The sequence below is a fragment of the Campylobacter sp. RM12642 genome (assembly GCF_020137635.1).
In the GTDB taxonomy this organism is placed as follows: domain Bacteria; phylum Campylobacterota; class Campylobacteria; order Campylobacterales; family Campylobacteraceae; genus Campylobacter_E.
The window spans coordinates 46852-69415 of sequence record NZ_JACGAT010000006.1 but is presented as its reverse complement, the minus strand read 5'-3'; the positions used below and the strand labels follow the sequence as shown (position 1 = coordinate 69415).

General features: G+C 29.4%; 25 protein-coding genes. 11 read left to right on the top strand and 14 right to left on the bottom strand.

Going from position 1 to position 22564, the window contains the following annotated elements; genetic code table 11:
* Position 1: 1 nt before the first annotated feature.
* The 10 genes from rpmC to rpsJ are packed head-to-tail and all read right to left on the bottom strand — an operon-like array spanning position 2 to position 4553.
* Positions 2–187, bottom strand: a complete 186-nt coding sequence (rpmC, locus tag AVBRAN12642_RS03840; RefSeq protein WP_214116089.1) for a 50S ribosomal protein L29 — start codon at positions 185–187, stop codon at positions 2–4.
* A complete protein-coding gene (gene rplP / locus AVBRAN12642_RS03835) occupies positions 174–599 on the bottom strand; it encodes a 50S ribosomal protein L16 (protein ID WP_214116091.1) in 426 nt (141 codons plus the stop codon). Before rplP ends, rpmC begins: the two co-directional genes overlap by 14 nt.
* A 2-nt stretch (positions 600–601) precedes the next feature.
* Entirely contained in the window at positions 602–1300 is a 699-nt protein-coding gene (rpsC, locus tag AVBRAN12642_RS03830) for a 30S ribosomal protein S3 (protein WP_214116093.1), read from the bottom strand.
* Position 1301: 1 nt separating this feature from the next.
* Positions 1302–1640, bottom strand: coding sequence for a 50S ribosomal protein L22 (gene rplV / locus AVBRAN12642_RS03825; protein WP_214116095.1), 339 nt, complete (start codon positions 1638–1640; stop codon positions 1302–1304).
* Positions 1641–1650: 10 nt separating this feature from the next.
* Complete coding sequence (gene rpsS, locus AVBRAN12642_RS03820; RefSeq protein WP_214116097.1) at positions 1651–1932, bottom strand: 30S ribosomal protein S19; 282 nt, start codon at positions 1930–1932, stop codon at positions 1651–1653.
* Between the two features lies 1 nt (position 1933).
* Complete coding sequence (rplB, locus tag AVBRAN12642_RS03815) at positions 1934–2764, bottom strand: 50S ribosomal protein L2 (RefSeq protein ID WP_214116098.1); 831 nt, start codon at positions 2762–2764, stop codon at positions 1934–1936.
* A gap of 1 nt (position 2765) precedes the next feature.
* Positions 2766–3047, bottom strand: coding sequence for a 50S ribosomal protein L23 (locus AVBRAN12642_RS03810; RefSeq protein WP_214116101.1), 282 nt, complete (start codon positions 3045–3047; stop codon positions 2766–2768).
* Position 3048: 1 nt separating this feature from the next.
* Positions 3049–3660, bottom strand: a complete 612-nt coding sequence (rplD, locus tag AVBRAN12642_RS03805) for a 50S ribosomal protein L4 (RefSeq protein ID WP_214116103.1) — start codon at positions 3658–3660, stop codon at positions 3049–3051.
* Positions 3657–4232: a 50S ribosomal protein L3 gene (gene rplC, locus AVBRAN12642_RS03800; RefSeq protein ID WP_214116105.1), complete on the bottom strand. Its 576-nt coding sequence runs from the start codon at positions 4230–4232 to the stop codon at positions 3657–3659. Before rplC ends, rplD begins: the two co-directional genes overlap by 4 nt.
* Positions 4233–4241: 9 nt before the next feature.
* On the bottom strand, positions 4242–4553 hold the full coding sequence (rpsJ, locus tag AVBRAN12642_RS03795; protein WP_214116107.1) for a 30S ribosomal protein S10: 312 nt from the start codon (positions 4551–4553) through the stop codon (positions 4242–4244).
* A gap of 379 nt (positions 4554–4932) precedes the next feature.
* Here rpsJ and AVBRAN12642_RS03790 point away from each other — a divergent pair, with 379 nt between their 5' ends.
* From AVBRAN12642_RS03790 to AVBRAN12642_RS03745, 10 genes are all read left to right on the top strand, one after another.
* On the top strand, positions 4933–6462 hold the full coding sequence (locus tag AVBRAN12642_RS03790; RefSeq protein ID WP_336607965.1) for a sodium:solute symporter family protein: 1530 nt from the start codon (positions 4933–4935) through the stop codon (positions 6460–6462).
* A 114-nt stretch (positions 6463–6576) separates the two neighbouring features.
* Complete coding sequence (locus tag AVBRAN12642_RS03785) at positions 6577–7299, top strand: hypothetical protein (RefSeq protein ID WP_336607964.1); 723 nt, start codon at positions 6577–6579, stop codon at positions 7297–7299.
* A gap of 10 nt (positions 7300–7309) precedes the next feature.
* The gene (locus AVBRAN12642_RS03780; RefSeq protein ID WP_214116113.1) at positions 7310–8182 is read left to right on the top strand and encodes an electron transfer flavoprotein subunit alpha/FixB family protein; all 873 of its coding nucleotides are present in this window, start codon (positions 7310–7312) and stop codon (positions 8180–8182) included.
* Between the two features lie 10 nt (positions 8183–8192).
* Complete coding sequence (locus tag AVBRAN12642_RS03775) at positions 8193–8975, top strand: enoyl-CoA hydratase-related protein (protein WP_336607963.1); 783 nt, start codon at positions 8193–8195, stop codon at positions 8973–8975.
* Between the two features lie 2 nt (positions 8976–8977).
* Positions 8978–10483 carry an L-carnitine/gamma-butyrobetaine antiporter gene (caiT, locus tag AVBRAN12642_RS03770; protein WP_336607962.1) on the top strand — a complete coding sequence of 502 codons (1506 nt, stop codon included), beginning with the start codon at positions 8978–8980 and terminating at the stop codon, positions 10481–10483.
* A 22-nt stretch (positions 10484–10505) separates the two neighbouring features.
* Positions 10506–11639, top strand: a complete 1134-nt coding sequence (gene caiA / locus AVBRAN12642_RS03765; RefSeq protein ID WP_336607961.1) for a crotonobetainyl-CoA dehydrogenase — start codon at positions 10506–10508, stop codon at positions 11637–11639.
* An 11-nt stretch (positions 11640–11650) separates the two neighbouring features.
* Complete coding sequence (gene caiB / locus AVBRAN12642_RS03760) at positions 11651–12856, top strand: L-carnitine CoA-transferase (protein ID WP_336607254.1); 1206 nt, start codon at positions 11651–11653, stop codon at positions 12854–12856.
* Positions 12857–12858: 2 nt separating this feature from the next.
* Positions 12859–14562 carry an AMP-binding protein gene (locus tag AVBRAN12642_RS03755; RefSeq protein WP_336607253.1) on the top strand — a complete coding sequence of 568 codons (1704 nt, stop codon included), beginning with the start codon at positions 12859–12861 and terminating at the stop codon, positions 14560–14562.
* Positions 14549–15877: an FAD-dependent oxidoreductase gene (locus AVBRAN12642_RS03750; RefSeq protein WP_336607252.1), complete on the top strand. Its 1329-nt coding sequence runs from the start codon at positions 14549–14551 to the stop codon at positions 15875–15877. Before AVBRAN12642_RS03755 ends, AVBRAN12642_RS03750 begins: the two co-directional genes overlap by 14 nt.
* Entirely contained in the window at positions 15874–16200 is a 327-nt protein-coding gene (locus AVBRAN12642_RS03745) for a ferredoxin family protein (protein WP_214116137.1), read from the top strand. Before AVBRAN12642_RS03750 ends, AVBRAN12642_RS03745 begins: the two co-directional genes overlap by 4 nt.
* Before the next feature lie 9 nt (positions 16201–16209).
* On the opposite strand, the gene AVBRAN12642_RS03740 is transcribed toward AVBRAN12642_RS03745, so the two are convergent.
* From AVBRAN12642_RS03740 to AVBRAN12642_RS03725, 4 genes are all read right to left on the bottom strand, one after another.
* The gene (locus AVBRAN12642_RS03740; protein ID WP_214116139.1) at positions 16210–16500 is read right to left on the bottom strand and encodes an ArsR/SmtB family transcription factor; all 291 of its coding nucleotides are present in this window, start codon (positions 16498–16500) and stop codon (positions 16210–16212) included.
* Between the two features lie 134 nt (positions 16501–16634).
* A complete protein-coding gene (locus AVBRAN12642_RS03735) occupies positions 16635–17411 on the bottom strand; it encodes an RsiV family protein (RefSeq protein ID WP_336607251.1) in 777 nt (258 codons plus the stop codon).
* A 98-nt stretch (positions 17412–17509) separates the two neighbouring features.
* On the bottom strand, positions 17510–19063 hold the full coding sequence (locus AVBRAN12642_RS03730; protein ID WP_442862355.1) for a glycosyltransferase family 2 protein: 1554 nt from the start codon (positions 19061–19063) through the stop codon (positions 17510–17512).
* Positions 19060–21435 carry a ribonucleoside-diphosphate reductase subunit alpha gene (locus AVBRAN12642_RS03725; RefSeq protein WP_336607250.1) on the bottom strand — a complete coding sequence of 792 codons (2376 nt, stop codon included), beginning with the start codon at positions 21433–21435 and terminating at the stop codon, positions 19060–19062. The genes AVBRAN12642_RS03730 and AVBRAN12642_RS03725 overlap by 4 nt, the downstream gene beginning before the upstream one ends.
* A gap of 137 nt (positions 21436–21572) precedes the next feature.
* Between AVBRAN12642_RS03725 and AVBRAN12642_RS03720 the strand changes: the two genes are divergently transcribed.
* Positions 21573–22454, top strand: coding sequence for an RluA family pseudouridine synthase (locus tag AVBRAN12642_RS03720; RefSeq protein ID WP_442862356.1), 882 nt, complete (start codon positions 21573–21575; stop codon positions 22452–22454).
* Positions 22455–22564 lie beyond the last annotated feature (110 nt).

Here is a 22564-nt window from a genome sequence, read left to right as displayed (position 1 = left end):
CTTATTTCATAGCTGATATTGCAGTATTGATTTTAGCAATATCTTTTCTTACTACGCGAAGCTCATTTGTATTTGTAAGCTGCATCGTTTTAAGCTTTTGTTTTAGTGTAAATAAAAGCACCTTTTTCTCTTTTAACATAGCATTTAATTCTTCTGCTGTTTTATCTTTTAGCTCAGTATATTTCATTTTCACTCTCTCTTGTAACGAACTTAGTTTTAAATGGTAATTTACTCATAGCAAGTGCAAGAGCTTCTCTAGCCATATCTTCACTAACGCCTGTCATTTCAAAAAGAATTCTGCCTGGTTGAATATTCATTACCCATTCTTCAACACTACCTTTACCTTTACCCATCCTTGTTTCAAGTGGTTTTTTAGTTAAAGGTTTATCTGGGAATACTCTTATCCATGATTTACCTTGTCTTTTAACATGACGAGTTAGAGCAATACGAGCTGCTTCAATTTGGCGTGAATTAACTCTACCACCCTCAGTAGCTTTTAAAGCATAATCACCTAGAGCAAGTTTTGTGCCACGGCAAGCATAGCCACGATTGCGGCCTTTCATCATTTTTCTAAATTTTGTTCTTTTTGGCATCAACATAATTATTTACCTCTTCTGGTTCTTCTTGTCTTCTTTGCTGCTGGCTCTTCAGTTTTATCAGCTTGAACACCTTTATGTAATACCTCACCTTTGAATATCCATACTTTAATACCTATGTTTCCATAAGTTGTATGAGCTTCAGCAAAACCATAATCAATTTTTGCTCTTAAAGTATGTAAAGGCACACGACCTTCAAGATACCACTCTGTTCTAGCCATTTCAGCACCACCTAAACGACCTGCAACGCTAACTTTAATACCTTTTGCTCCTGCTTTTTGTGCATTTTGAATAACTTTTTTCATAGCACGGCGGAAAGCAACACGCTTTTCAAGTTGAGTTGCAACACTTTCTGCTGCTAATTGAGCTGATGCATTAGCACGACGCTCTTCTTTAATATTAAGATTTACTTCTTTATTGATAATTTTTTGTAGTTTTGTTTTAATTACTTCAACATCACTACCTTTTTTACCAATGATAATTCCAGGACGAGCTGCAACTACAGTAACTCTTAATTTCTTAGCAGTTCTTTCTATTATTATTTGACTAACGCCTGCATAGTATAGCTCTTTTTTAAGAAAAGCACGGATTTTATAATCTTCGCCTATGCTTTGTGCTAAACTAGCTTTAGCTGGAAACCATCTTGATTCCCAATTTCTATTAATTCCTAGTCTAAGACCGATCGGATTTACTTTTTGTCCCATTTTAGCTTTCCTTACTTTCAGTTTTTGCTCTGCTTACTTCAACCATAATATGAGCAGTTGGTTTTCTAATGCGACTTGCACTACCTCTTGCTCTTGGTCTAATTCTTTTTAGAACTGCACCTGCATCAACACGGCATGAACTTACTACAACTTCACTTGGCTCATATCCACCATTTGCAACAGCACTTGAAATTGCATTAGAAATGTATTTTGCTGCTTTATTTGGCATAAATTTTAAACTAGCCATTGCTAATTCAGCATTCATTCCTTGAACTTCTCTTGCTAACAATCTTGCCTTAGTTGGTGATAGTCTTATGAATTTAATTAATGCTTTACTCATCTACTACCCCTTATTTTCCAATTTTCTTCTGCACAGAACCTTTGTGGCCTTTAAATGTGCGAGTTGGTGCAAATTCACCTAATTTATAACCTATGTGATTTTCAGTTACATATACTGGAATAAAGCTTTTACCATTATGAACGTTAAAAGTAAGACCGATCATATCAGGAGTTATAGTGCTTCTTCTTGACCAAGTTTTAATTGGTTTATTATCGTTAGCTTTTTTTGCTGCGATAACTTTTTTCATAACATGAGAATCAACAAAAGGACCTTTTTTTAATGATCTAGCCATCTTATTTTCCTTTTCTTCTTGATATTATTAGCTTATCGCTAGCCTTTTTACGGCGAGTCTTAGCACCTTTAGTTGGTTTACCCCAAGGTGTAACTGGGTGACGACCTGAGTTCTTTTTACCCTCACCACCACCATGTGGGTGATCTACTGGGTTCATTGCACTACCACGAGTTTGTGGGCGAATACCTCTATGTCTATTGCGTCCTGCTTTACCGATTGTAACGTTAGCCCAATCTTCATTACCAACTTCACCAATACTAGCCATACATTCAGCTAATACTCTTCTCATTTCACCTGATTGTAAGCGAACGATTACATATTTTTCTTCTTTACCCATTAATTGAGCAAAAGAACCTGCTGAACGAATCATTTGTCCACCTTTACCTGGTTTTAACTCAAGGTTATGGATAATTGTACCTACAGGAATTGATTTTAATTTCATAGCATTTCCTGGTTTAATATCTAAACCTTCAGCAGCTGAACAAACAATGTCATTTACTGCTAAACCACGAGGTTGGATAATATATCTTTTTTCACCATCTTTATAAGCAATTAATGCAATACGGCAATTTCTGTATGGGTCATACTCAATAGCTTCTACACGACCTTCAATTCCAAATTTATTTCTTTTGAAATCAATGATACGATATAGTTTTTTAGCACCTGCTTCTTTATGGCGACTTGTTATTCTTCCGTTGTTATTTCTACCTGCTGCAGCTGGAAGTTTTACAAGTAATGAGCGAACACTAGCTTTTGCTGTAATATCATCGCTACTTACACCTGTAATATATCTTCTGCTTGGGGTATATGGTTTATAAGTTTTAATAGCCATCTTAGCCTTCCTTATTCTCTAAACTAGCACCCTCAGGTAGCTTTACATAAAACTTTTTAAAGTCACTTCTTTGGCCTTCAATTCCTCTAAATCTTTTAACTTTTCCATCCATTCTTAATGAATTTATTTTTAAAGGAACGATACCAAAATATTCTCTTAACACTTGCTTTAGACCATTTTTTGTCATTTTAGGGCTAGCTTGAATAACTACTACGCCACTTTCTTGAAGGCCTAAAGTTTTTTCTGTATAAACTATATTTTTTATATCTGTGATATCAGCCATCTTAGCCCTCTTTCGTAATTGATGCTAAAGCATCTTTTTCAATAATAACTGAGTTAAATATACTTAATAAATAAGCATTTACTTCAGTAATATCAACAACATAACAATTTGCAAGATTTCTAAATGCTAATAAAGTTTTTTCATCTAATAATGATTTAACTATTAAAGCATCTTTAACACCTATTTTATTAATCATAGCTCTTGCATCTTTTGTTTTACCACTTTCAATAACTATATTATCTACTGCAAATATTGCGTTTGCATTTGCTTTATCAGCTAAAGCTCTTTCAAATGCTAATCTTTTTTGCTTTTTATTTACTTTTTGAAAATAGTTTCTATTATTTGTTGGACCAAATGCAACTGCACCACCTACCCATACGTTAGTTCTAGTTGAACCTGCACGAGCACCGCCACGACCTTTTTGTCTCCATGGTTTTTTACCACCACCGCTAACATCACTTCTACCTTTAGTATGAGCTGTATTTGCTCTCATGCTAGCTTGATATGATTTTACATATAAATAAAGGTTATGAGGATTTACTTCAGCGTATCTTGCTGGTAAATCAAGCTCACTAGCTTTTTCAAATTTATCGTTTAATACGCATACTTTCATTTTACAATCCTTACTTTACCCATTGCACCATTATAACCTGCAACGCTACCTTTTAATACTAAAACACCATTTTCAGCGTCAAATGAAACAACTTCATTTTTAACAGTAACTAATTCATTACCAAAATGACCCGCCATTTTGCGTCCTTTTTGAACACGACCTGGCCACTCGCGGTTACCTATAGAACCTGAGCGTCTGTGAAAACGGCTACCATGACTTGCTGGACCACCTGCAAATCCGTGTCTTTTAATAACACCTGCAAAACCTCTACCTTTTGAATTAAAGCTTACTTTTAAAACTTTTGCTTCAGCTAAAGGTGTAGTGTCAATGTCACCTGCTTCTTTATTTGCTACTTCTAAACTAGCAAATTTGTTAAACTCTGCACTTAGGCTGTATTTTTTTTGCTGACCTGCTATGCACTTGTTTTGATGTTTACCTTGTGCGTAAGCAACGATAGCTTTACCATCTTTAAGTTCGCAAACTTTTGTTTTTACTAACTTAAGTAATGTTACAGGAGTGCTAGATGTGTTAATTGTTCTACTCATTCCGATTTTTTCAACAATATATTCCATACTCTATCCTTACTTGCCCATTGCACGAACTTCAACATTAACTTCTGGTGCCAAATCAAGCTTTGTTAAGCTATCAACGGTGTCAGTAGTAGCAGCCAAAATATCAATCATACGAGCGTGAATTCTCATTTCAAATTGTTCTCTTGAATCTTTATTGATGTGCGGAGATCTTAAAACGGTATAACGCTTTATTTTTGTAGGCATTGGCACTGGACCTCTAATTTCAGCACCAGTTCTCTTAACGGCTTCAACAATTGCCGCAACTGTACGATCTAGAACCCTATGGTCATAAGCTTTTAACTTTAACCTAATTCTTTCCATAATTTTTCCTTTTAAAAGAACTCGTTGGCATTTAAGCCAACCCATTAAAGAACATGTGATAAGTATCACAAAAACTAAAATAGGTTCGCAAGTGTATTTAATATAAGTTTATTTGTCAAGAAAAAATATAAAATTCTACATATTTTTATCTTTTTTAAAGAGATAATAAATATAATTTAATTTATTTTATCTTATTTCTTATATAAATATATTTAAAAATTTACATTTTTTTAAGTTTTAAAATTATAAAATTAAATAATTTTTTTAATTTTATATTAAGGTAAAATATGCTTGAGTTATTTTATGCTTTATTTTCAGGTATTTGTTTAATTTGTTGTGGTGTTTTAATGTATATGAAATTGTCTAAAGAAGAAAAACAATGAATATTATAAGCCTGCTTGTTTTAATTTCTTTTATCTTATTTTTAATCTTGTCTTATTTTCTTTCAAAAAGAACTAAAAATTTAGATGACTTTTTTGTTGCAGGAAGAAATGCTAATACTATATTTTTAACAGGTACTGTTTTTGCAAGTATGTTATCTACAAATGGTTTTATGGGTGATTGTGCTTGGGTATATGATGGCCACTTTATATCATTAATGGTGATAAATACTATGTGTGCTTGTGGTTATATCTTAGGCTCTTTATTTTTTGGAAGATATCTAAGAACAAGCAAAGTAAAAACTCTACCTGAATTTTTCTATTTAGTATTTAAAGAACATAAACTTGCAAAATATCTAAGAATGTGTTCGGCTTTTGTAGTTTGTTTTAGTATGTTTGCTTATCTTGTTTCAGTTATGCAAGGTGTTAGTATTTTATTAGAAAGTTTAACTGATTTTAGCAAAACTACAAGCTTAATTGCAGGTTTTATTATAATTTTAGCCTTTGTAAGCCTTAGTGGCTCAAATGGAGCAATTATTAGTGATACTCTTATGTGCGTTATGTTTTTAAGTGTTACTATAATTGCAGCATTTTATATTTTTAATACTATTGAAAATCCTTTTATAGCAATGAAACAACTTGCTCAATCACGGCCAGAAACATTAAAAGCTCCAAATGAATTACCTTATGTATTAACTATGGGAATTATCTGGTGTATAACTATAGCTATTTCTCCTTGGCAAGCAGGTAGAAATTTAATGGCTAAAAATGAACATGTGATTTTTAGAACGAGCGTATTATCAGCAATTTTAACAGTATATTTTCTAGGAATTTTATACCTATTAGTAATAGTTATTAAATATAGTGGAATTAATATTAATACCAGTGAAAAAGTAGTAATTATTTCTGCTTTAGAACAAATGCCTCCTATTTTAGGTGCAATGCTAATAACTGGTATAGTTCAAGCAGGAATTAGCTCTGCTATGACATTTTTAGCTGTTATTGGTTTTAGTTTTAGTGAAGATATTATAGGACAAATAAGCAAAAAAGAAAAAACTGATAAACAAAAACTTATATTGTGCAGAATAATTATATTAAGTGTATGCGTTTTATGTTTTATAATTAATACTTTTGAATTAGCAAGTATTAGAATAATTGCTTGGTTTGCAAGCACTATAATAGCAGCTAGTTGGATAGTAAGCGTTATTGGTATTTTATATATCAAAAACTATGGAATAAAATCAGCCCTAGCATCTCAAATCAGTGGATTTTTAACTTATATAATTGTTAGATTTTTAAACGAACTAAACTTAATTACATATGAAGCATTTTTTTGCTCTATATTGTCTAGTTTAATCTTTGGAATTATGTTTTTAGAAAAAAATTCTAATAAAAATTTAAATTTTATGTCTATTAAATTAGAAACAAACGAATACAAAAAAACTAAATTATATGCCATATTATTAATATTTTCAGGTGTTTTATTATCTTCGTTATTGCTTAAATATTATTCTTCATTATTTAATTAAATATTTATATCAATATATCTTTAAGTTTCAAACAAGGAAAAAAATATATAATTAAAAAACTTATATTTAAAATTTAATATTTTAAATTAAGATTAAATTAAAAAAGGAGATTTTATGAATATTTTAGTTTGCACTAAAATTGTTTTAGATGAAGAAGAATTAAAATTTTCAAATGGTGAATTAGATCAAACTTCTAATTTAAAAATTTCTAACTTTGATTTAAGCGCAATTGAATGTGCTTTATCAATTAAAGAAAAAAATGCTGATTGCAAAATCATAGGAGTTTATGCTGGCGAAAGTCTAAATTCAAAACTTAGTAAAGATTTATTAAGCCGTGGCTTAGATGAGTTAATCAATTTAAAAGGCGTTGCAGTTGATAGCATAAGTGCAGCAAATGCAGTTTGTGAATATGCAAAAAGCATTGATGCAAAAATTATAATCGCTGGTTCAAATTCTTCTGATTTATTTCAAGGAATATTTGCACCTTTTCTAGCTGCAAAATTAGATGCTGCATATGCAGGTAATGTAAGTGCTATTAATGCAGTTTCAAATATTGTAGATTTAAACACTAGTGATTCTTTAAACGAAAGTCATCTTAATTTAGATTTACCTGCAGTACTTAGCGTAAATCCTGAATACTATGAAGCAAAAATACCTGGTATGAAAGCTATCTTACAAGCTGCTAAAAAACCTTGCAGTGAAGTTGCTGCTAGTAATAATGTGTCGAAAATTACTACATTAAAAATAGAAGCTCCAAAATCAAAAAATAGAGCAAAACAAATATTTGAATTAAAAGACTTTGAGAATTTCAAATCAGAATTTGAAAAATTATTATAAGGAGCAAGATATGAAAATTTATGTATTTACAAACGAAATTGATACCTTAAAAAAGATTAATAATTTAGGTATTATTGACACTCACTATTGCACTGAAAATATACAAAGCATTGCTGAAAATCAAATTAAGTTTAATATTGCTAATGGTGCTAGCATTAATGATTGTGCAAAAAGCATTGCTGAAGATTTAAAAAATCAAGATGTATTATTTATCACCTCATCAGCTAATAAAGATTTAGCAGCTTTAGTTGCAGGATATTTAGACGCTCCTATTGTTAGTGATGTATCAACTATAGATTTAAGCAATGGGGTAAAAACTACTAATATTGTTTATGGTGGTGCTGCTATTAGAACAAGTGAACTTACAGGAAATGAAAAAATAATCTCTTTAAGCACAAACTACGCGGCAAATGAAAATGAAATAGCTTTGAAAGATGTAAATACTACAACGAAAGAAATATCGGCTAATAAAGTAAAAGTTTTAAGTGTTAATAAAAAAGTAAATAACGATGTAGATTTAAGCAAGGCAAAAATTATTGTTGCAGTTGGTCGTGGCTTTGCTCAAAAAGAAGATTTAAATTTAGCATATAAATTAGCTGAAAAATTAGGCGCGCAAATTGCATGCTCAAGACCTATTGCAGAAACTGAAAAATGGATAGACAAATCTCGCTATATAGGTATTAGTGCAAACATTATTGCACCTGATTTATATATTGCTATAGGTATTAGTGGACAAGTTCAACATTTAGTAGGTTGTGTAAATTCTAAAAAAATTGTAGTTATTAACAAAGATGACAAAGCACCATTCTTTGAATCTGCAGATTTAGGAATTGTTGGTGACTTAAAAGAAGTTTTAAATAACTTATCAAAAGTATTAATTTAAAGGAGTATTTATGGTTTATTTTGAAAATGAAGGTTTAAAGTGTGAATTAAACGATGGAATTTTAATTATGAAAATTAATCGTGAAAATAAAGCAAATGCACTAAATCACGAAACAAGTTATGCTATGGAAGATGTTTTAAATCATGCAGAGCTTGATAAAGATGTAAGAGTTATCATAATAACAGGTGCTGGTTCAAAAGCCTTTTGTGCTGGAGAAGATTTAAGTGAACTTAGTGGAAGTGGCGAGTGTGCTACAGTTACACCACATGGCTTTGGAGGTATTACAAATCGCCTTAGCAAAAAGCCAATTATAGCTGCTGTAAATGGCTTTGCAGTAGGTGGTGGCATGGAAATAGCTATGAGTTGTGATTTAATAATTGCATCAGAAAATGCTAAATTTGGCTTAACCGAAGTTAAAGTTGGACTTATTGCATCAACTGGTGGTCTTGTAAGACTTGCAAGAGATATCCCTACAAAACTTGCAATGGAAATGATGCTAACAGGTCGTGTAATTAAAGCCGACGAAGCTTTAAAATATAATCTTATTAACAAGATAGTTCCACAAGATGAGCTCATGAATGAAGTTTTAGAATTAGCTAAAACAATTACAAAAAATGCTCCATTATCGCTTGAATTTTCAAAAATGATTTTTCATAGAGCAAAACAAATGAGCCTTGAAGATGCAAATGCATATTGTGATATAGCATATCGTTTTATAGAAAAAACAGCTGATGGAATTGAAGGACCTAAAGCCTTTATTGAAAAGCGTGAACCTGTTTGGCAAGGAAAATAATCATGGTAGAAAAAAGAGGAATAGAACCTAAAGTATTTTTTCCATCACTTTTTGTAGTGATTCTTTTAGGTTGGTGGGTTATAAGTGATTTAGATGCTGCTAATGCAACTATAAATAAAACCTTTGATTTTGTTACTCAAAAGTTTGGTTTTTTATTTGAATGGTATATGGTAGCAATGTTGGCTGGATTTTTTTGGCTAGTGTTTGGACCTTTAAGTAAAAGAAAGTTAGGAGATGGCGATCCTGAATACAGCACTATATCTTGGATATTTATGATGTTTGCAAGTTGCACTAGTGCAGCTATTATTTATTGGGCTGTTTTAGAGGTTTATTACTACTCTATTTCTATGCCATTTGGATACGAAAAAATGAGTTATGAAGCTATGGATATGGGGCTTCCATATTCTATGTTTCATTGGGGGCCTTTGCCTTGGGCTTCTTATGCACTTTTAACAATTGCATTTGGTTATTTTATGTTTGTTAAAAAAATGGATACTATTCGCCCATCAGGAACATTAGCACCAGCAATAGGAGAAAAATTAGCTAATGGTTGGCTAGGAACTATAATTGATAATGTTTATGTAGTTTGCTTAATTCTAGCAATGGGAACTTCACTAGGTCTTGCAACCCCTATTGTAACTGAATGTATGCAATGGTTATTTGGAATAGAACACACTTTAATGCTAGATGCAACAATAGTTTCATGCTGGGTAGTATTTAATGCTATTTGTGTGGCTCTTGGTATTTCTAAAGGTATTAAAATTGCTAGCGATATTAGAACATATTTGATGATTATTATGCTTGGATATGTGTTTATATTAGGCTCTACTACATTTATGCTTAATTATTTTACCGATAGTATTGGTATATTTATTACAAACTTTGCAAAAATGATATTTTACACAGATGGTATTCGTAGCAATGGTTTCCCACAAGCTTGGACAGTGTTTTATTGGTGTTGGTATATAGTTTATGGAATTTCAATGAGTATTTTCTTAGCTCGTATTAGTAAAGGTAGAACAATAGGACAACTTTGTATAGGAATTGTTGCTGGAATTAGTGCTTCAACTTGGATTATGTGGGGTATTTTAGGTGGAAACACAATGCATTTAATGGTAATAAAAGGCCTTGATATCCCTGCAGTTATTGAAAAATCTGGAGCTTTTAGGGCTGTAATTGAAACTTGGGCAACACTTCCTATGCCTACTGTTTGTATTTTTGGCTTCTTTATTTTTGCATTCATTGCAACTATTACTTTAATCAACGGATGTGCATATACTCTAGCAATGAGTACTTGCAAAGGTGTAAAAGAAGATGAAGAACCACCTCTATTTATAAGAATAGGTTGGAGTATTTTAGTAGGAGTTGTAGGTGTTACGTTGCTTGCATTAGGAGGATTAAAACCTATACAAACAGCAATTATAGTTGGGGGTTGCCCTTTATTTTTCGTAAATATTTTAATCATTTATGCATTCTTAAAAGATGCTAAAAAAATGAATTGGTTTTAAAAAATTATTAAAGGAGAAAATTATGGATTTTAGATTAAACGAAGAGCAAGAATTATTCGTAGCAGGCATTAAAGAATATATGACTAGTAGAAACTGGGAAAGCTATTTTGCAGAGTGTGATGAAAAACATGAATATCCTATTGAATGGGTTAAAGGGTTAGCAGAACTTGGAGTTGATACCATGCTTTTAGATGAAGAACATGGTGGAATGGGTGCAAGTATGGTAACACTAACAGCTATTTGGGAAGAATTAGGTCGTCATGGAGCACCTACTTATGTATTATATCAACTTCCAGGATTTGGTACTATCTTAAGATATGGAACACAAGAACAAATTGATAAAATATTTGCATTCCGTGGAACAGGCAAGCAAATGTTTAATAGTGCTATTACAGAACCTATGGCAGGAAGCGATGTTGGAAGTCTTAAAACAACTTATATAAGAAAAGATGGCAAAATTTATTTAAACGGACAAAAATGCTTTATTACAAGTTCATTACATACTCCTTATTTAATAGTAATGGCAAGAGATGGATCAAGTGAAAAGCCTATTTATTCTGAATTTTTTGTTGATATGAGCAAGACTGGTATCAAAGTGACTCCACTTGATAAACTAGGTCTTAGAATGGATAGTTGTTGTGAAATTACATTTAACAATGTAGAACTTGAAGAAAAAGACTTCTTTGGAAAAGAAGGAGAAGGGTTTAATAGAGTTAAAGAAGAATTTGATGCTGAAAGATTTTTAGTTGCTTGCACAAATTACGGCGTAGCTTTATGTGCTTTTGAAGATGCTTGCAAATATGCTAATGTTAGAGTTCAATTTGGTGAAGCTATCGGGAGAACTCAATTAATTCAAGAAAAAGTAGCTTTCATGGCAATGAAACTTAATTCTATGAAAAATATGATTTATGAATGTGCTTGGAAAATGGATGAGGGAATTGCTAATTCAGGAGATAGTGCAATGTGTAAATATTATTGTGCTAATGAAGCATTTAGCGTAATTGATACAGCTGTACAAATTCTTGGTGGAATTGGTGTTACAGGTCATAGGGTAGGAAGATTTTGGAGAGATTTAAGAATAGATAGATTAAGTGGTGGTAGTGATGAAATGCAAATCCTTACACTTGGTCGTGCAATATTAAAACAATATAGATAAAGGAGTTTAAAATGAATACACCTAAATTTGGTCCATTAAGTGGAGTAAGAGTAGTTTTCTCAGCTATTGAAATAGCTGGGCCATTTGCAGCACAAACTTTAGCAGAATGGGGAGCTGAAGTTATTTGGATTGAACATAGCAAATACACTGATACTATTAGGGTTCAACCAAATTATCCTGAACTTAGTAGAAGAAATTTATATGCTTTAAGTCTTAATATTTTTAGCGAAGAAGGTAAAGAAATTTTTTATGATTTAATAAAAACAGCTGATATTTTTATTGAAGCTAGCAAAGGCCCTGCATTTGCTAATAAAGGTATAACAGATGAAGTTTTATGGTCTTACAAAAAAGATTTAGTAATTGCACATTTAAGTGGTTTTGGTCAATTTGGTGATGATTATCACACAAATTTAGCAGCTTATAACACAATAGCTCAAGCATTTTCAGGATACCTAATACAAAATGGAGACATCAACCAACCAATGCCAGCATTCCCTTACACGGCTGATTATATGGTAGGTCTTACAGCAGCAGCATCTTGTTTAGCGGCTTTACATAAAGCAAAAGCAACAGGCGTTGGAGAAAGCATAGATGTTTGTATGTATGAAGTAATGTTTAGGGTTGGGCAATATTATATGATGGATTACTTTAATGGAGGAGAAATGTGTCCTAGAATGATTAAAGGAAAAGATCCACTTTATGCAGGTTGCGGATTATATAAATGTGCTGATGGTTATATTGTATTTGAAGTAGTTGGTGGATATCAAGTAAGTGAAATTTTTAAAGATTTAGGTATAGGAGAATTAATAGGCACTGAAGAATATCCAGAAGGTATTCAGCTAATATCAAGAAAAACTAGTAAAGCTACTTTATTTGAAGAAAAACTTGATGAATATTTTGGCAAATTAAATGTAAAAGATGCGCTTGATTATTTAAAGAGTAAAAAAATTGCAGGCGCAAAAGTTCTTGAAGTTAGTGAATTAGAAAGTAATTCTCAATATATTGCAAGAAATAGCATTATCACTTGGGAAAACGAAACAGGAAAAACTATTAAAGGTCCAAATATTATGCCAAGATTTAAAAATAATCCTTGTAAAGTATGGAGATCAATGCCTAGTTATGGAAAAGATACAAAAGATATTTTAAGTAGTATTGGTGTTAGTAAAGAAAAAATTAATAAACTAGCAGAAGAAAAGATTATTAATTGCGGTAAATAAAAATGCAAATAGTAAGCGAAAAAAACTTAGCTCATTTTTTAGAGCTAAAAGCAAAAAATGCTAAAGTAGATGATTCTACTTTAGCATCTTCTTTAAAAAGCCTTTGTTTTGTTTATGATAAATGTGAGGCTAACTATGAAAATGCTTATCTTGATAATTATGAAAATTTTGATGAGTATTTTATCAATAATGCAAAATTAGTTAATGGTTATTTTCAAGTTGGAGATTTTATAAAAGCAGTGAATTATAAACAATTAAATGCTTTAGCAAACCAGTGTGCTAATTATTTTAAAGAACTAGGGTTAAAACAAGGAGATAAACTAGGGCTTATGATTTATAACTCTTTTGAGTTTGCAATTATCTTTTTTGCTAGCTTTAAGCTAGGCTTAGTTTTAGTTCCTATAAATGCTTTATTTGCATATGATGATGCAAAATATGTAATAGATAAAACTAAGCTACAATATATTATATTAGAAAAGGAATTTCAAAAAAATTTTAAATTTAATATTAATACAATAATTAAAGAAAAATTATTAGAAAATATCAAAAATAAATCAAAAGAATTTGAAACAAATATTATAAATTGTGATGATTTAGCAATAATATTATTTACTTCAGGGACTACAAGCAAACCAAAAGGCTGCAAATTGACTCACTATAATTTACTTTATGCAAGTCATTTTACTTCAGCTCAAATAGGTTTAAGGTGTCAAGATATTTTTGCTACTTCTATGCCAAATTGGCATATAGATTTACTCACAACTGCATTTATGCCAAGTCTTAGAGCCAATACTAGATTTATTTTACTCAATAGATTTTCTGCTAGAAGATTTTGGCAACAATTGGTATTTTTTAAAGCAAATGTTAGTGAAGTTGTTCCAAAAATGATAGAAATAATAAAATTACAAAAACCATTTTTTAGAGAAGATAAGCACAACCTAAGATTTTTATTATATTTTCTAAATATGAGCAATAAAAAATATCTTGAATTTAAAGCTAGATTTAAAACTGATCTCTTTACTAGCTATGGACTTAGTGAAAGCATAGTTGGTATTATTGGAGATAATCACTATGAAGAATTTAAATTCGGAAGTTTAGGTAAGGTTTATTTTGGTGTAGATGTAATTATTGCAAATAAAAAAGATAACAAACTAATACCATTAAAAGCTAATGAAATAGGTGAAATTTGTATAAAAGCAAGAATGGGTAAAGAAATTTTTGCAGGTTATTATGAAGATGAAAAAGCTAATAATGAAGCTTTTTGCGATGGTTATTTTCTAACTAAAGATTTAGGCTTTTATGATGAAGAAGGTTTCTTTTATTTTTATTCAAGAAACAAAGATTTAATTAAAATAAATGGAGAAAATGTAAGCGCTATTGAATTAGAAAATAAACTATGTGAACATGAGGCTATTAAAAACGCTTGTATTATAGCTGCATGTGATGACATTAGCTGTGATTTAATTATTGCTATTGTTGAACTAAATAATAATGAAGGTATTAGTTACAAACAAGATTCAAAAGATTTAATGAGTGCTATCTTAGATGAGAACTTAAAAAGCTTAAAAAAAGACATATTAAAAATTAACAATACTCTTACAAGTTTCAAAAGAATTAGAGATATTGTTTTTGTAAAAAATTTACCTTACAACCACATAGGTAAAGTTTGTAAAAATATTTTAGGAGAAGTTTATGGAAGAATTTGATGTGATTGTAGTGGGTGGTGGTATAAGTGGGCTTATTTGTGCTTATATACTAGCCCAAAAAGAATTAAGCGTAGTTTTATTTGAACGTGCAGATATAGGGACTAAAAATGTTTCTGGCGGAAGGCTTTATGCTCATACACTAAGAGACATTAAAGGATTAGAAGATTTTGACACTGCTTGTGAAAGAGCTATTATTTGTGAAAAATTAGGCTTTATGGATGACGAAAGTACTTTTATGATAGAAAGTAGAACTATACTTAGCGATGATAAATTTTCAAACTCTTATAGTGTGTTGCAAAATAAATTTTTAAATTATCTTTCTAATAAATGCGAAGAATTAGGAGTTATGATTGCTAGCAATGTTTTAGTAGATGATTTGTTAATTAGGTTAGAAAATGGCGAAATAACTAAATCAAGTTCATTAAATAGAACATTAAGGAACAATGAGAGCGTAATAGGTGTTAAAGCTGGTGAAGATGAAATGAATGCAAAATATGTAGTTTTAGCTGAAGGATTAAATTCTCTTCTTTCACAAAGCATTGATTTACATGCAAGTAATGATGGCAACAATAGTTTTATAGGCAAAAACTATGCATTAGGAATAAAAGAAGTGATTGAGCTTCCTGTTAGCTCAAGATTTGCTTTAAATGATAAAGAAGGATTAGCAGCACTTTACGCAGGAAAAGCTAGTGATTATTTAATGGGTGGTGGATTTTTATACACTAATGAAAATACTATTTCTCTTGGTTGTGTTATAGGACTTGGAAGAAATATGAATAAAAAAAGCTATGAAATATTTGAAGATTTTAAAAATCACCCAAGCATTGCTCCACTTATTAAAGATGGAAAAACTTTAGAATATAGTGCAAAATTAGTTCCTGAAGGTGGATTTAATGCGATGAGCAAATTAGGAGCCAATGGTGTTTTGGTAGTAGGAGATGCTGCTGGTTTTTGTATGAATCTTGGCTACACCGTACGTGGAATGGATTTAGCAATTATGTCAGCAAAAAATGCTGCTCTTGCTATATCAGCAGCCATTAATGATAATAAAAATGCTTTAGAAACTTATAAAGCTAACTTAGAAAAAGAAGGATCTTTTTTAGATTTCAAACAATTTAATCAAATAGGAGAATTCTTAGAGAATAACGAAAGAATGTTTAATGACTATCCAAAAGAATTAAATATTTTAATGAAAAGTCTATTTAAAATAGATGGCAAAAGCGAACCTATAAAAGCAAAAGTTATAAGGCTTATAAAATCAATCGGGGTTATCAATTTAATCAAAGATATATGGAAAGGAAGCAAAGTATTATGAATATTGATGAAAAATTAGGATTAAATAAATTTAATATTGATGAAGAAAATGCTCATATCATAATAAATGATATAGATAGCTCATTGGCAAAAGCATTATGCGATATTTGTCCTGCAAATTTATATAAATTAGAAGAAGATGTTCTAAAATTTGATTATGCTGGTTGCCTTGAATGTGGAACTTGTAAAATGGTATCTTGCATATATGCAAACCAAAAAAATGAAATAACAAGTACAATGGCAAGTGCAAATAACTGCGGAAAATTACTAAAACAATGGAAAGTTCCTAATGCAAGTTTTGGTGTAATATATAGATATGGATAAGTTTATAACTTATCCTTCTTCTTGAATAAATTCTGGAGTTGGTATATCTAAACTTTGTATAAGCTTATTTAATTCTTCATCCATATTACTTTCATAATAAGCCCAAGTTCCAACTCTTTTTACTTTTAACAAATTAGCTTCTTTTAATATTTTTAAATGCCTTGAGATTCTTGATTGACTCATATCAAACGACCTGCACATATCACAAACACATAAAGGTCCATTTTTGATTAAAAAAGCAGTAAGTGCTATTCTAGTCTCATCGTTAAGTGCTGAAATTCTTTTTAATAATTCTGTCATTTATTCTCCATATATATTTAATTAAATATATCATTATATATAATTTTTACTTTCAAATTGATTAAACTTATCTTATTATTAAAATTTTTATAATTATTGTATAAAATAGGAAACTTAATTCCTATTTTAAATTCCTAGACTATTTTATTATCTTGTAATAGTTTTTTAAATTCTTCTTTTAAAAATGGTTCTATTTCTTTATATGTTAAACGAACTTTTATATATCCACTAGCGTATGAAAATAATTCATAAGGACTATATGAAAATACTATTCCTAAATTATCAAAATAAAAATTATTTAATTCTAAAGGACTAAAAAATTTATTATCTTTTTCTGGATGTTTAGTTGTATTTTGAAAATCTCTTATTTTTTTAGATATTTTTTCTTTTAACTTATCTGTATCTTTAAAAGCTTCGTTTGATGAAATAATTTTACCTGTTTTATCTAAAATTGCATATTTTTTAAAATGTAAAGGATGGGCACCTTTATTGTCTTCTACTAAACTAAAACTTATACTCGTTACATCATTCTTAGCAAATATTACATCTTCTAATATTTCTAAAGTTCCAAAATGAGTTAAGCTTTGAGCAAAAAATTCATTTAAATTAAGTTCTTCTTTATTGTTTCCAGATAAATATCTAATCTTAAAATTACCATCGCTTGTGCCAATACTAATACTATCATATTTAACCCCAATTGATTTTGAAGCCTCATAATCTATATTATTTGTTATCGTATCATTACATGCAAAACATACATTATCTTGCATTATATTCATACCGCTAACAAACTCAACTTTATCTTTATGGTCGTTAATTGTAAAATATGCAGTTTTATCTTTATCTATCATTAAAAACCCAGCAGAATTTAAACTAAGTGCCAAAATACTTGAAATTAATACTTTTTTCATTTTATACTCCTTAAATAAAAATAGTATTTTATCCTAAGTTAATAACACTTAAAAATTTTAATTAATTTTGTTTCACGTGGAACATATTTTATAATAATCTAAATTTGTTCTAACCCGTTTTCACAATAACTTTTATCATTTAATAAAGTATTTAAATAAATTTTATGGTTCTGTTCTAAATTTCTTTCATTTTCTTTATGATATATATGATATGCTATTGCCTGATGTTTTAGTCTTTTTAATTTATAGCCCTTATTTAAGAACCTTATTACAAATTCACTATCTTCTCTTCCCCAACCTTCAAAATCATTATTAAATCCATTAATTGAAATAGCATCTTCTTTGTAAAAACCCATATTGCAACCACGAATACCTTTTATGTATATTTTTTTATCATTCGGTGTTTTTTGTGCTATTGATTTTAATTTTTTACAAATACTTTTATCAATTTTTGAGAAGTACTTAATTATTTTTGATAGAACATTAATTTTGTTTGCTTTAAATGTTCTTATATTTAATTCTATATTATCTTCTCTAATATCTTTTGAAATATTTTCCTTTAAACAAATTCTACTACCTTGTAAAAATACCCCTTTTTCAGCATTATTTTTATAATTTTTTATAAAATCATTATCTACAAGCATATCTGAATCAATAATAACTAAAAAATCTCCACTTGATATTTTTATAGCATTATTACGAGATCTTGCTAATCTAAATCCTAAATCTTCTTGATACGCATGTTTTAATATAACAGGATATTTACTAAACTTTTCAATTATATCCCAGTTATCTCCACCATCATCGGCTATAATTATTTCATCTGGTAATGTAGTCATTTTAAAGACATATTCAAGGCATCTTGTTAGTGCCACTTTGTCATTATAAGTTGTGATTATTAAAGAACAAGTTGGAATTTTTGCATCTTTTAATTTTGCATATTTAAAAAAAGAACCTAAAGCATTGCATAAACTTATTATAAATCCATTAAAACCATCTTTTATTCCTAATTTTAAAAAATAGAATTTAAAAAATGTAAAAAATCCGTGGCTTATAGCTTTAAAAGTACTAGTTTTTTTATTTTTATTATTTTGTGCATAAATTTCTGTATATCTTTGTAATTTTGTTATTAAATCATAAATTGAATTGAAAGCAAAATGGTGAAGATGGATATTGGTTTTTATTAATTGTGAATTATTTTTAATGATAATATTTTCATGAACATTAGCGTCATCATAATTAGTATGAGTTTTATTAAAAATCCTAACTATATAATCAGGATAAAACCCACAAGTTTTTATCCATTCGTTTTTATAATAATTTTTTCTATTTATTGCATAGATTTTTGTAATATCGCTAAAATCAAGATTTTTTAAAAGCTCTAAACTATTAAAATCTATTACTTCATCAGCATCAATACAAAAGACCCAGTCATTACTAGCTAAATTTACAGCAAATTGTTTTAATTTGCCAAATCCTATAAAAGGTGAGCTAAAAACTTTTACATTTTTAAATTCTTTTGCAATACTAACGCTGTTATCAGTACTTTCATTATCTACTAACACAATTTCATCAAAATCTGCTAAAGCATTTAAACAACGCTTTAAATTTTTTTCTTCATTTTTAGCGATAATGCAAACACTTATTTTCATTGACAACCTTCGCATTCAATGCTTCTATCGACAGGTTTATTATCTAGATGTTCGCTTGCTGGACTTTCACTTCTTAGATAATAACAAGATTTAAGTCCTAGTGAGTGAGCTAATGTATAAATACTATTTAAATACCCACCACTTGCTTTGTCAAGACTAACAAATATATTTAAGCTTTGTCCTTGGTCTATCCATTTTTGGCGAATTGCAGCAGCACGAACTAAATCTCTTTGGTCAAGCTCATAAGCTGTAACATAATATTGCCAGGTATCAAGACTTAGATTTGGTACGACATTAGGTATCATTCCACTTAAGTTTTGTTCAAACCATTTTCTTTTATACACAGGTTCAATTGTTTGAGTAGTTCCAACTAGAATTGATATACTAGAAGTTGGAGCTATTGCCATTAAATAGCCATTTCTCATACCTTGTTTGCTAACTTTCTTTCTTAAATTATTCCAATCACAATTTGATTGATTAAATAAATTATCTCCTAGTGTTAGCATTTTTGCATTATCGTTAGCGACATCAATAGGGAAAATTCCCTTACTCCAATTACTTCCTTCATATTCAGGATATACACCTTTTTCAACTGCTAAATCACTACTTGCACTTATAGCTTCATAAGATATATTTTCCATAATTTTATCAATTAATTCAAAGTGGTTGTTAGTTCCAAACATTATTCCCTTTTCTGCTAACATTTGTGCTTCACCCATAACACCTAAACCTATTGCACGAGATTTAAGGTTAGTGTTTTTTACTTTTGCGTGTGGATAAAAATTAAGTTCAATTACATTATCAAGCATTCTAATTGCTATTGGAACTACTCTTTTAATATCTTCTATACTATTAATTTTACTTAAATTTATACTAGCTAGATTACAAACTGCGGTTCTTCCTTCATCATATTCTTTTTCTACTATATAAACTTTTTTACCATTTAAAGTATCAAGGCTACTTAATTTTTTTGCAGTTTTTACTTGTGAATTATCAAGAGTTAAAATATCATTTTCTTCATAAATCTTTATACTACCATCTTCAAAAGTAGCTTTTATTTTATAATGATTTGGGTCTGTATTTTGAAAAATTTCTGTGCATAAATTAGAACTTCTAATAAGACCTGAATGAGAATTTGGATTAGCTTTATTAGCATTATCTTTAAAGCATAAAAACGGCATTCCACTTTCAAAATAATTTGTTAAAATCTTTTTCCAAAGCTCTTTTGCATCCATTACTTCTTTTACTATATTTTCATCTTTTTCAAGTCTTTCATACTCTAATTCAAATTCTTTTCCGTATAAATCACAAAGTTGTGGAGTATCAAATGGGTCAAATAAAGTCCATTTTCCATTTTCAGCAATTCTTTTCATAAATAAATCATTTATCCATAAAGCAGGGAATAATTCATGAGCTCTTCTTCTTTCTTCTCCGCTATTTTTTCTAAGGTCAATAAAATCACAAACATCCATATGCCAAGGCTCAATATAAACAGATATTGCACCTTTTCTTGTGCCTAATTGATCAACCGCTACAGCAATGTCATTTGTGATTTTTAAAAATGGAATAATTCCACCAGCTGCATTTTTATGTCCGTCTATACTACCACCCATAGCACGAACCTTACTCCAATCCCAGCCTATTCCACCACCAAATTTAGATAATAAAGCCATTTCTTTATAAGAATCAAAAATACCTTCTATATTATCAGGGGTTGAGCCGATATAACACGAACTTAATTGGTGTCTTGTTGTTCTTGCGTTACTTAAAGTTGGAGTTGCACACATAACTTCAAATTTGCTTATTAAATCATAGAATTTCTTAGCCCATTCTTGCCTATTTAATTCGTTTTGAGCTAAAAACATAGCTATTGCCATAAACATATGTTGTGGTAATTCAATAGGATTACCTTTGCTATCTTTAATTAAATATCTATCATAAAGGGTTTTAATACCTAAGTAAGTAAATTGTAAATCTCTTTCAGGTTTGATATAAGAATTTAAATCATCTAAGTCATATTTTTCTTTAAGACCTAAAAATAATCTTCCTGCTTTTTCTCCACGCTCAAAATATTCTCTTAAATGCACATATTCTTTTTGTGGATTAACTTTGTGATATAAATCATATAAAAATAATCTCGCAGCTACAAAAGTCCAATTAGGTCTATCTATATCTATTTTATCAACTGCTGTTTTTATTAAAGTATTTTGTATTTCTTCAGAAGTTATCATATCTCTAAATTGTATTTTAGCATCAACTTCTAGCTCACTTTGGCTTACATTATCAAGCCCTTCAGTTGCTAAAGTTGTATATTTTTTAATCTTAGATATGTCTAATTCTTCTACTCTACCTGTTCTTTTTACTACCTTCATGATTGATTATTTTTCCTTTGTGAATTTTAAAAAAGAATGTATTATAATAAGTAGATATATAATAAAGGTTAAAAAGAGTGGGATATTTATATAAAAAATTTTTTACTACAGAAAATAAAAAAGCTTATCAATTAGTTATGCAAAATTTAAATTACGATTTAAAAAAAGCACAAAGATTTTGTGATAAAAATCGTGTTATTATTTTTAAAAATAATGTTAGTAAAAAGCTAGAAAATACTTTAAATATAGAAGAAATAAATTTAACTGATATTGAAATATGTAAAAAGAATTCTATTATTTATGGAGAATATTATTTACTAATTTATGAATGCGTTAGTAATAATTTAAAACCAATTTTTGAAAATGAATATTTTGCAATTTTTAATAAACCAAGCGGAGTTTTATCACATCCTAATGGAAGAAATTGTGAGTATTCTTTAAATGATGAAATTTGGCAAAAATATGGAGAAAATGCAAGTGTAGCTCATAGACTTGACGCTGCTACAAGTGGTCTTATAATGGTAGCTAAAACAAAAACTGCCAATAAAGAATTAAAAGAACTTTTTTCAAAACAAAAAATACACAAAGAATATTTAGCATTAGTATGTGGTAATATTAAAAATGATTTTTGTGTTAGTGCAAGACTTAAAAATGATGATGATTTAAAAAATAAAATGCAAGTTTGTGTAGATGGCAAGATTTCACAATCTGAATTTATAGTTATCAAAAATTATCCTAAATATACACTTTTAAAAGCAATTCCACTAACAGGAAGACAACATCAATTAAGAGTGCATTTGCATTATGTAGGAAACAAAATCGCAGGGGATAATTTGTATGGACTTACTAACACACAAGCAAGAGATATTTTAGATAAGAAAATATCAAATATAAAAGAACTTTGTGGCGCAAGTAGGCTTTGTCTTCATTCTGCAAGATTAAAATTTACTTATAAAAATCAAGATTATGATTTTTTTAATGATGATATAGAAAATGAATTTTTAGGAGCAATTAAATGAATGGATTAGATATATTTCAATATTTATTTATGGGTATTGTTTGCATTGGTGGAATTATTGGAATGATTTTTATCATAATCAATGAAAAGAAAAAATAATGTTTCACGTGA

Coding starts and splice junctions, on each gene's coding strand:
- rpmC (WP_214116089.1), bottom strand. CDS start 187: ATGAAATATACTGAGCTAAAAGATAAAACAGCAGAAGAATTAAATGCT.
- rplP (WP_214116091.1), bottom strand. CDS start 599: ATGTTGATGCCAAAAAGAACAAAATTTAGAAAAATGATGAAAGGCCGC.
- rpsC (WP_214116093.1), bottom strand. CDS start 1,300: ATGGGACAAAAAGTAAATCCGATCGGTCTTAGACTAGGAATTAATAGA.
- rplV (WP_214116095.1), bottom strand. CDS start 1,640: ATGAGTAAAGCATTAATTAAATTCATAAGACTATCACCAACTAAGGCA.
- rpsS (WP_214116097.1), bottom strand. CDS start 1,932: ATGGCTAGATCATTAAAAAAAGGTCCTTTTGTTGATTCTCATGTTATG.
- rplB (WP_214116098.1), bottom strand. CDS start 2,764: ATGGCTATTAAAACTTATAAACCATATACCCCAAGCAGAAGATATATT.
- AVBRAN12642_RS03810 (WP_214116101.1), bottom strand. CDS start 3,047: ATGGCTGATATCACAGATATAAAAAATATAGTTTATACAGAAAAAACT.
- rplD (WP_214116103.1), bottom strand. CDS start 3,660: ATGAAAGTATGCGTATTAAACGATAAATTTGAAAAAGCTAGTGAGCTT.
- rplC (WP_214116105.1), bottom strand. CDS start 4,232: ATGGAATATATTGTTGAAAAAATCGGAATGAGTAGAACAATTAACACA.
- rpsJ (WP_214116107.1), bottom strand. CDS start 4,553: ATGGAAAGAATTAGGTTAAAGTTAAAAGCTTATGACCATAGGGTTCTA.
- AVBRAN12642_RS03790 (WP_336607965.1), top strand. CDS start 4,933: ATGAATATTATAAGCCTGCTTGTTTTAATTTCTTTTATCTTATTTTTA.
- AVBRAN12642_RS03785 (WP_336607964.1), top strand. CDS start 6,577: ATGAATATTTTAGTTTGCACTAAAATTGTTTTAGATGAAGAAGAATTA.
- AVBRAN12642_RS03780 (WP_214116113.1), top strand. CDS start 7,310: ATGAAAATTTATGTATTTACAAACGAAATTGATACCTTAAAAAAGATT.
- AVBRAN12642_RS03775 (WP_336607963.1), top strand. CDS start 8,193: ATGGTTTATTTTGAAAATGAAGGTTTAAAGTGTGAATTAAACGATGGA.
- caiT (WP_336607962.1), top strand. CDS start 8,978: ATGGTAGAAAAAAGAGGAATAGAACCTAAAGTATTTTTTCCATCACTT.
- caiA (WP_336607961.1), top strand. CDS start 10,506: ATGGATTTTAGATTAAACGAAGAGCAAGAATTATTCGTAGCAGGCATT.
- caiB (WP_336607254.1), top strand. CDS start 11,651: ATGAATACACCTAAATTTGGTCCATTAAGTGGAGTAAGAGTAGTTTTC.
- AVBRAN12642_RS03755 (WP_336607253.1), top strand. CDS start 12,859: ATGCAAATAGTAAGCGAAAAAAACTTAGCTCATTTTTTAGAGCTAAAA.
- AVBRAN12642_RS03750 (WP_336607252.1), top strand. CDS start 14,549: ATGGAAGAATTTGATGTGATTGTAGTGGGTGGTGGTATAAGTGGGCTT.
- AVBRAN12642_RS03745 (WP_214116137.1), top strand. CDS start 15,874: ATGAATATTGATGAAAAATTAGGATTAAATAAATTTAATATTGATGAA.
- AVBRAN12642_RS03740 (WP_214116139.1), bottom strand. CDS start 16,500: ATGACAGAATTATTAAAAAGAATTTCAGCACTTAACGATGAGACTAGA.
- AVBRAN12642_RS03735 (WP_336607251.1), bottom strand. CDS start 17,411: ATGAAAAAAGTATTAATTTCAAGTATTTTGGCACTTAGTTTAAATTCT.
- AVBRAN12642_RS03730 (WP_442862355.1), bottom strand. CDS start 19,063: ATGAAAATAAGTGTTTGCATTATCGCTAAAAATGAAGAAAAAAATTTA.
- AVBRAN12642_RS03725 (WP_336607250.1), bottom strand. CDS start 21,435: ATGAAGGTAGTAAAAAGAACAGGTAGAGTAGAAGAATTAGACATATCT.
- AVBRAN12642_RS03720 (WP_442862356.1), top strand. CDS start 21,573: ATGCAAAATTTAAATTACGATTTAAAAAAAGCACAAAGATTTTGTGAT.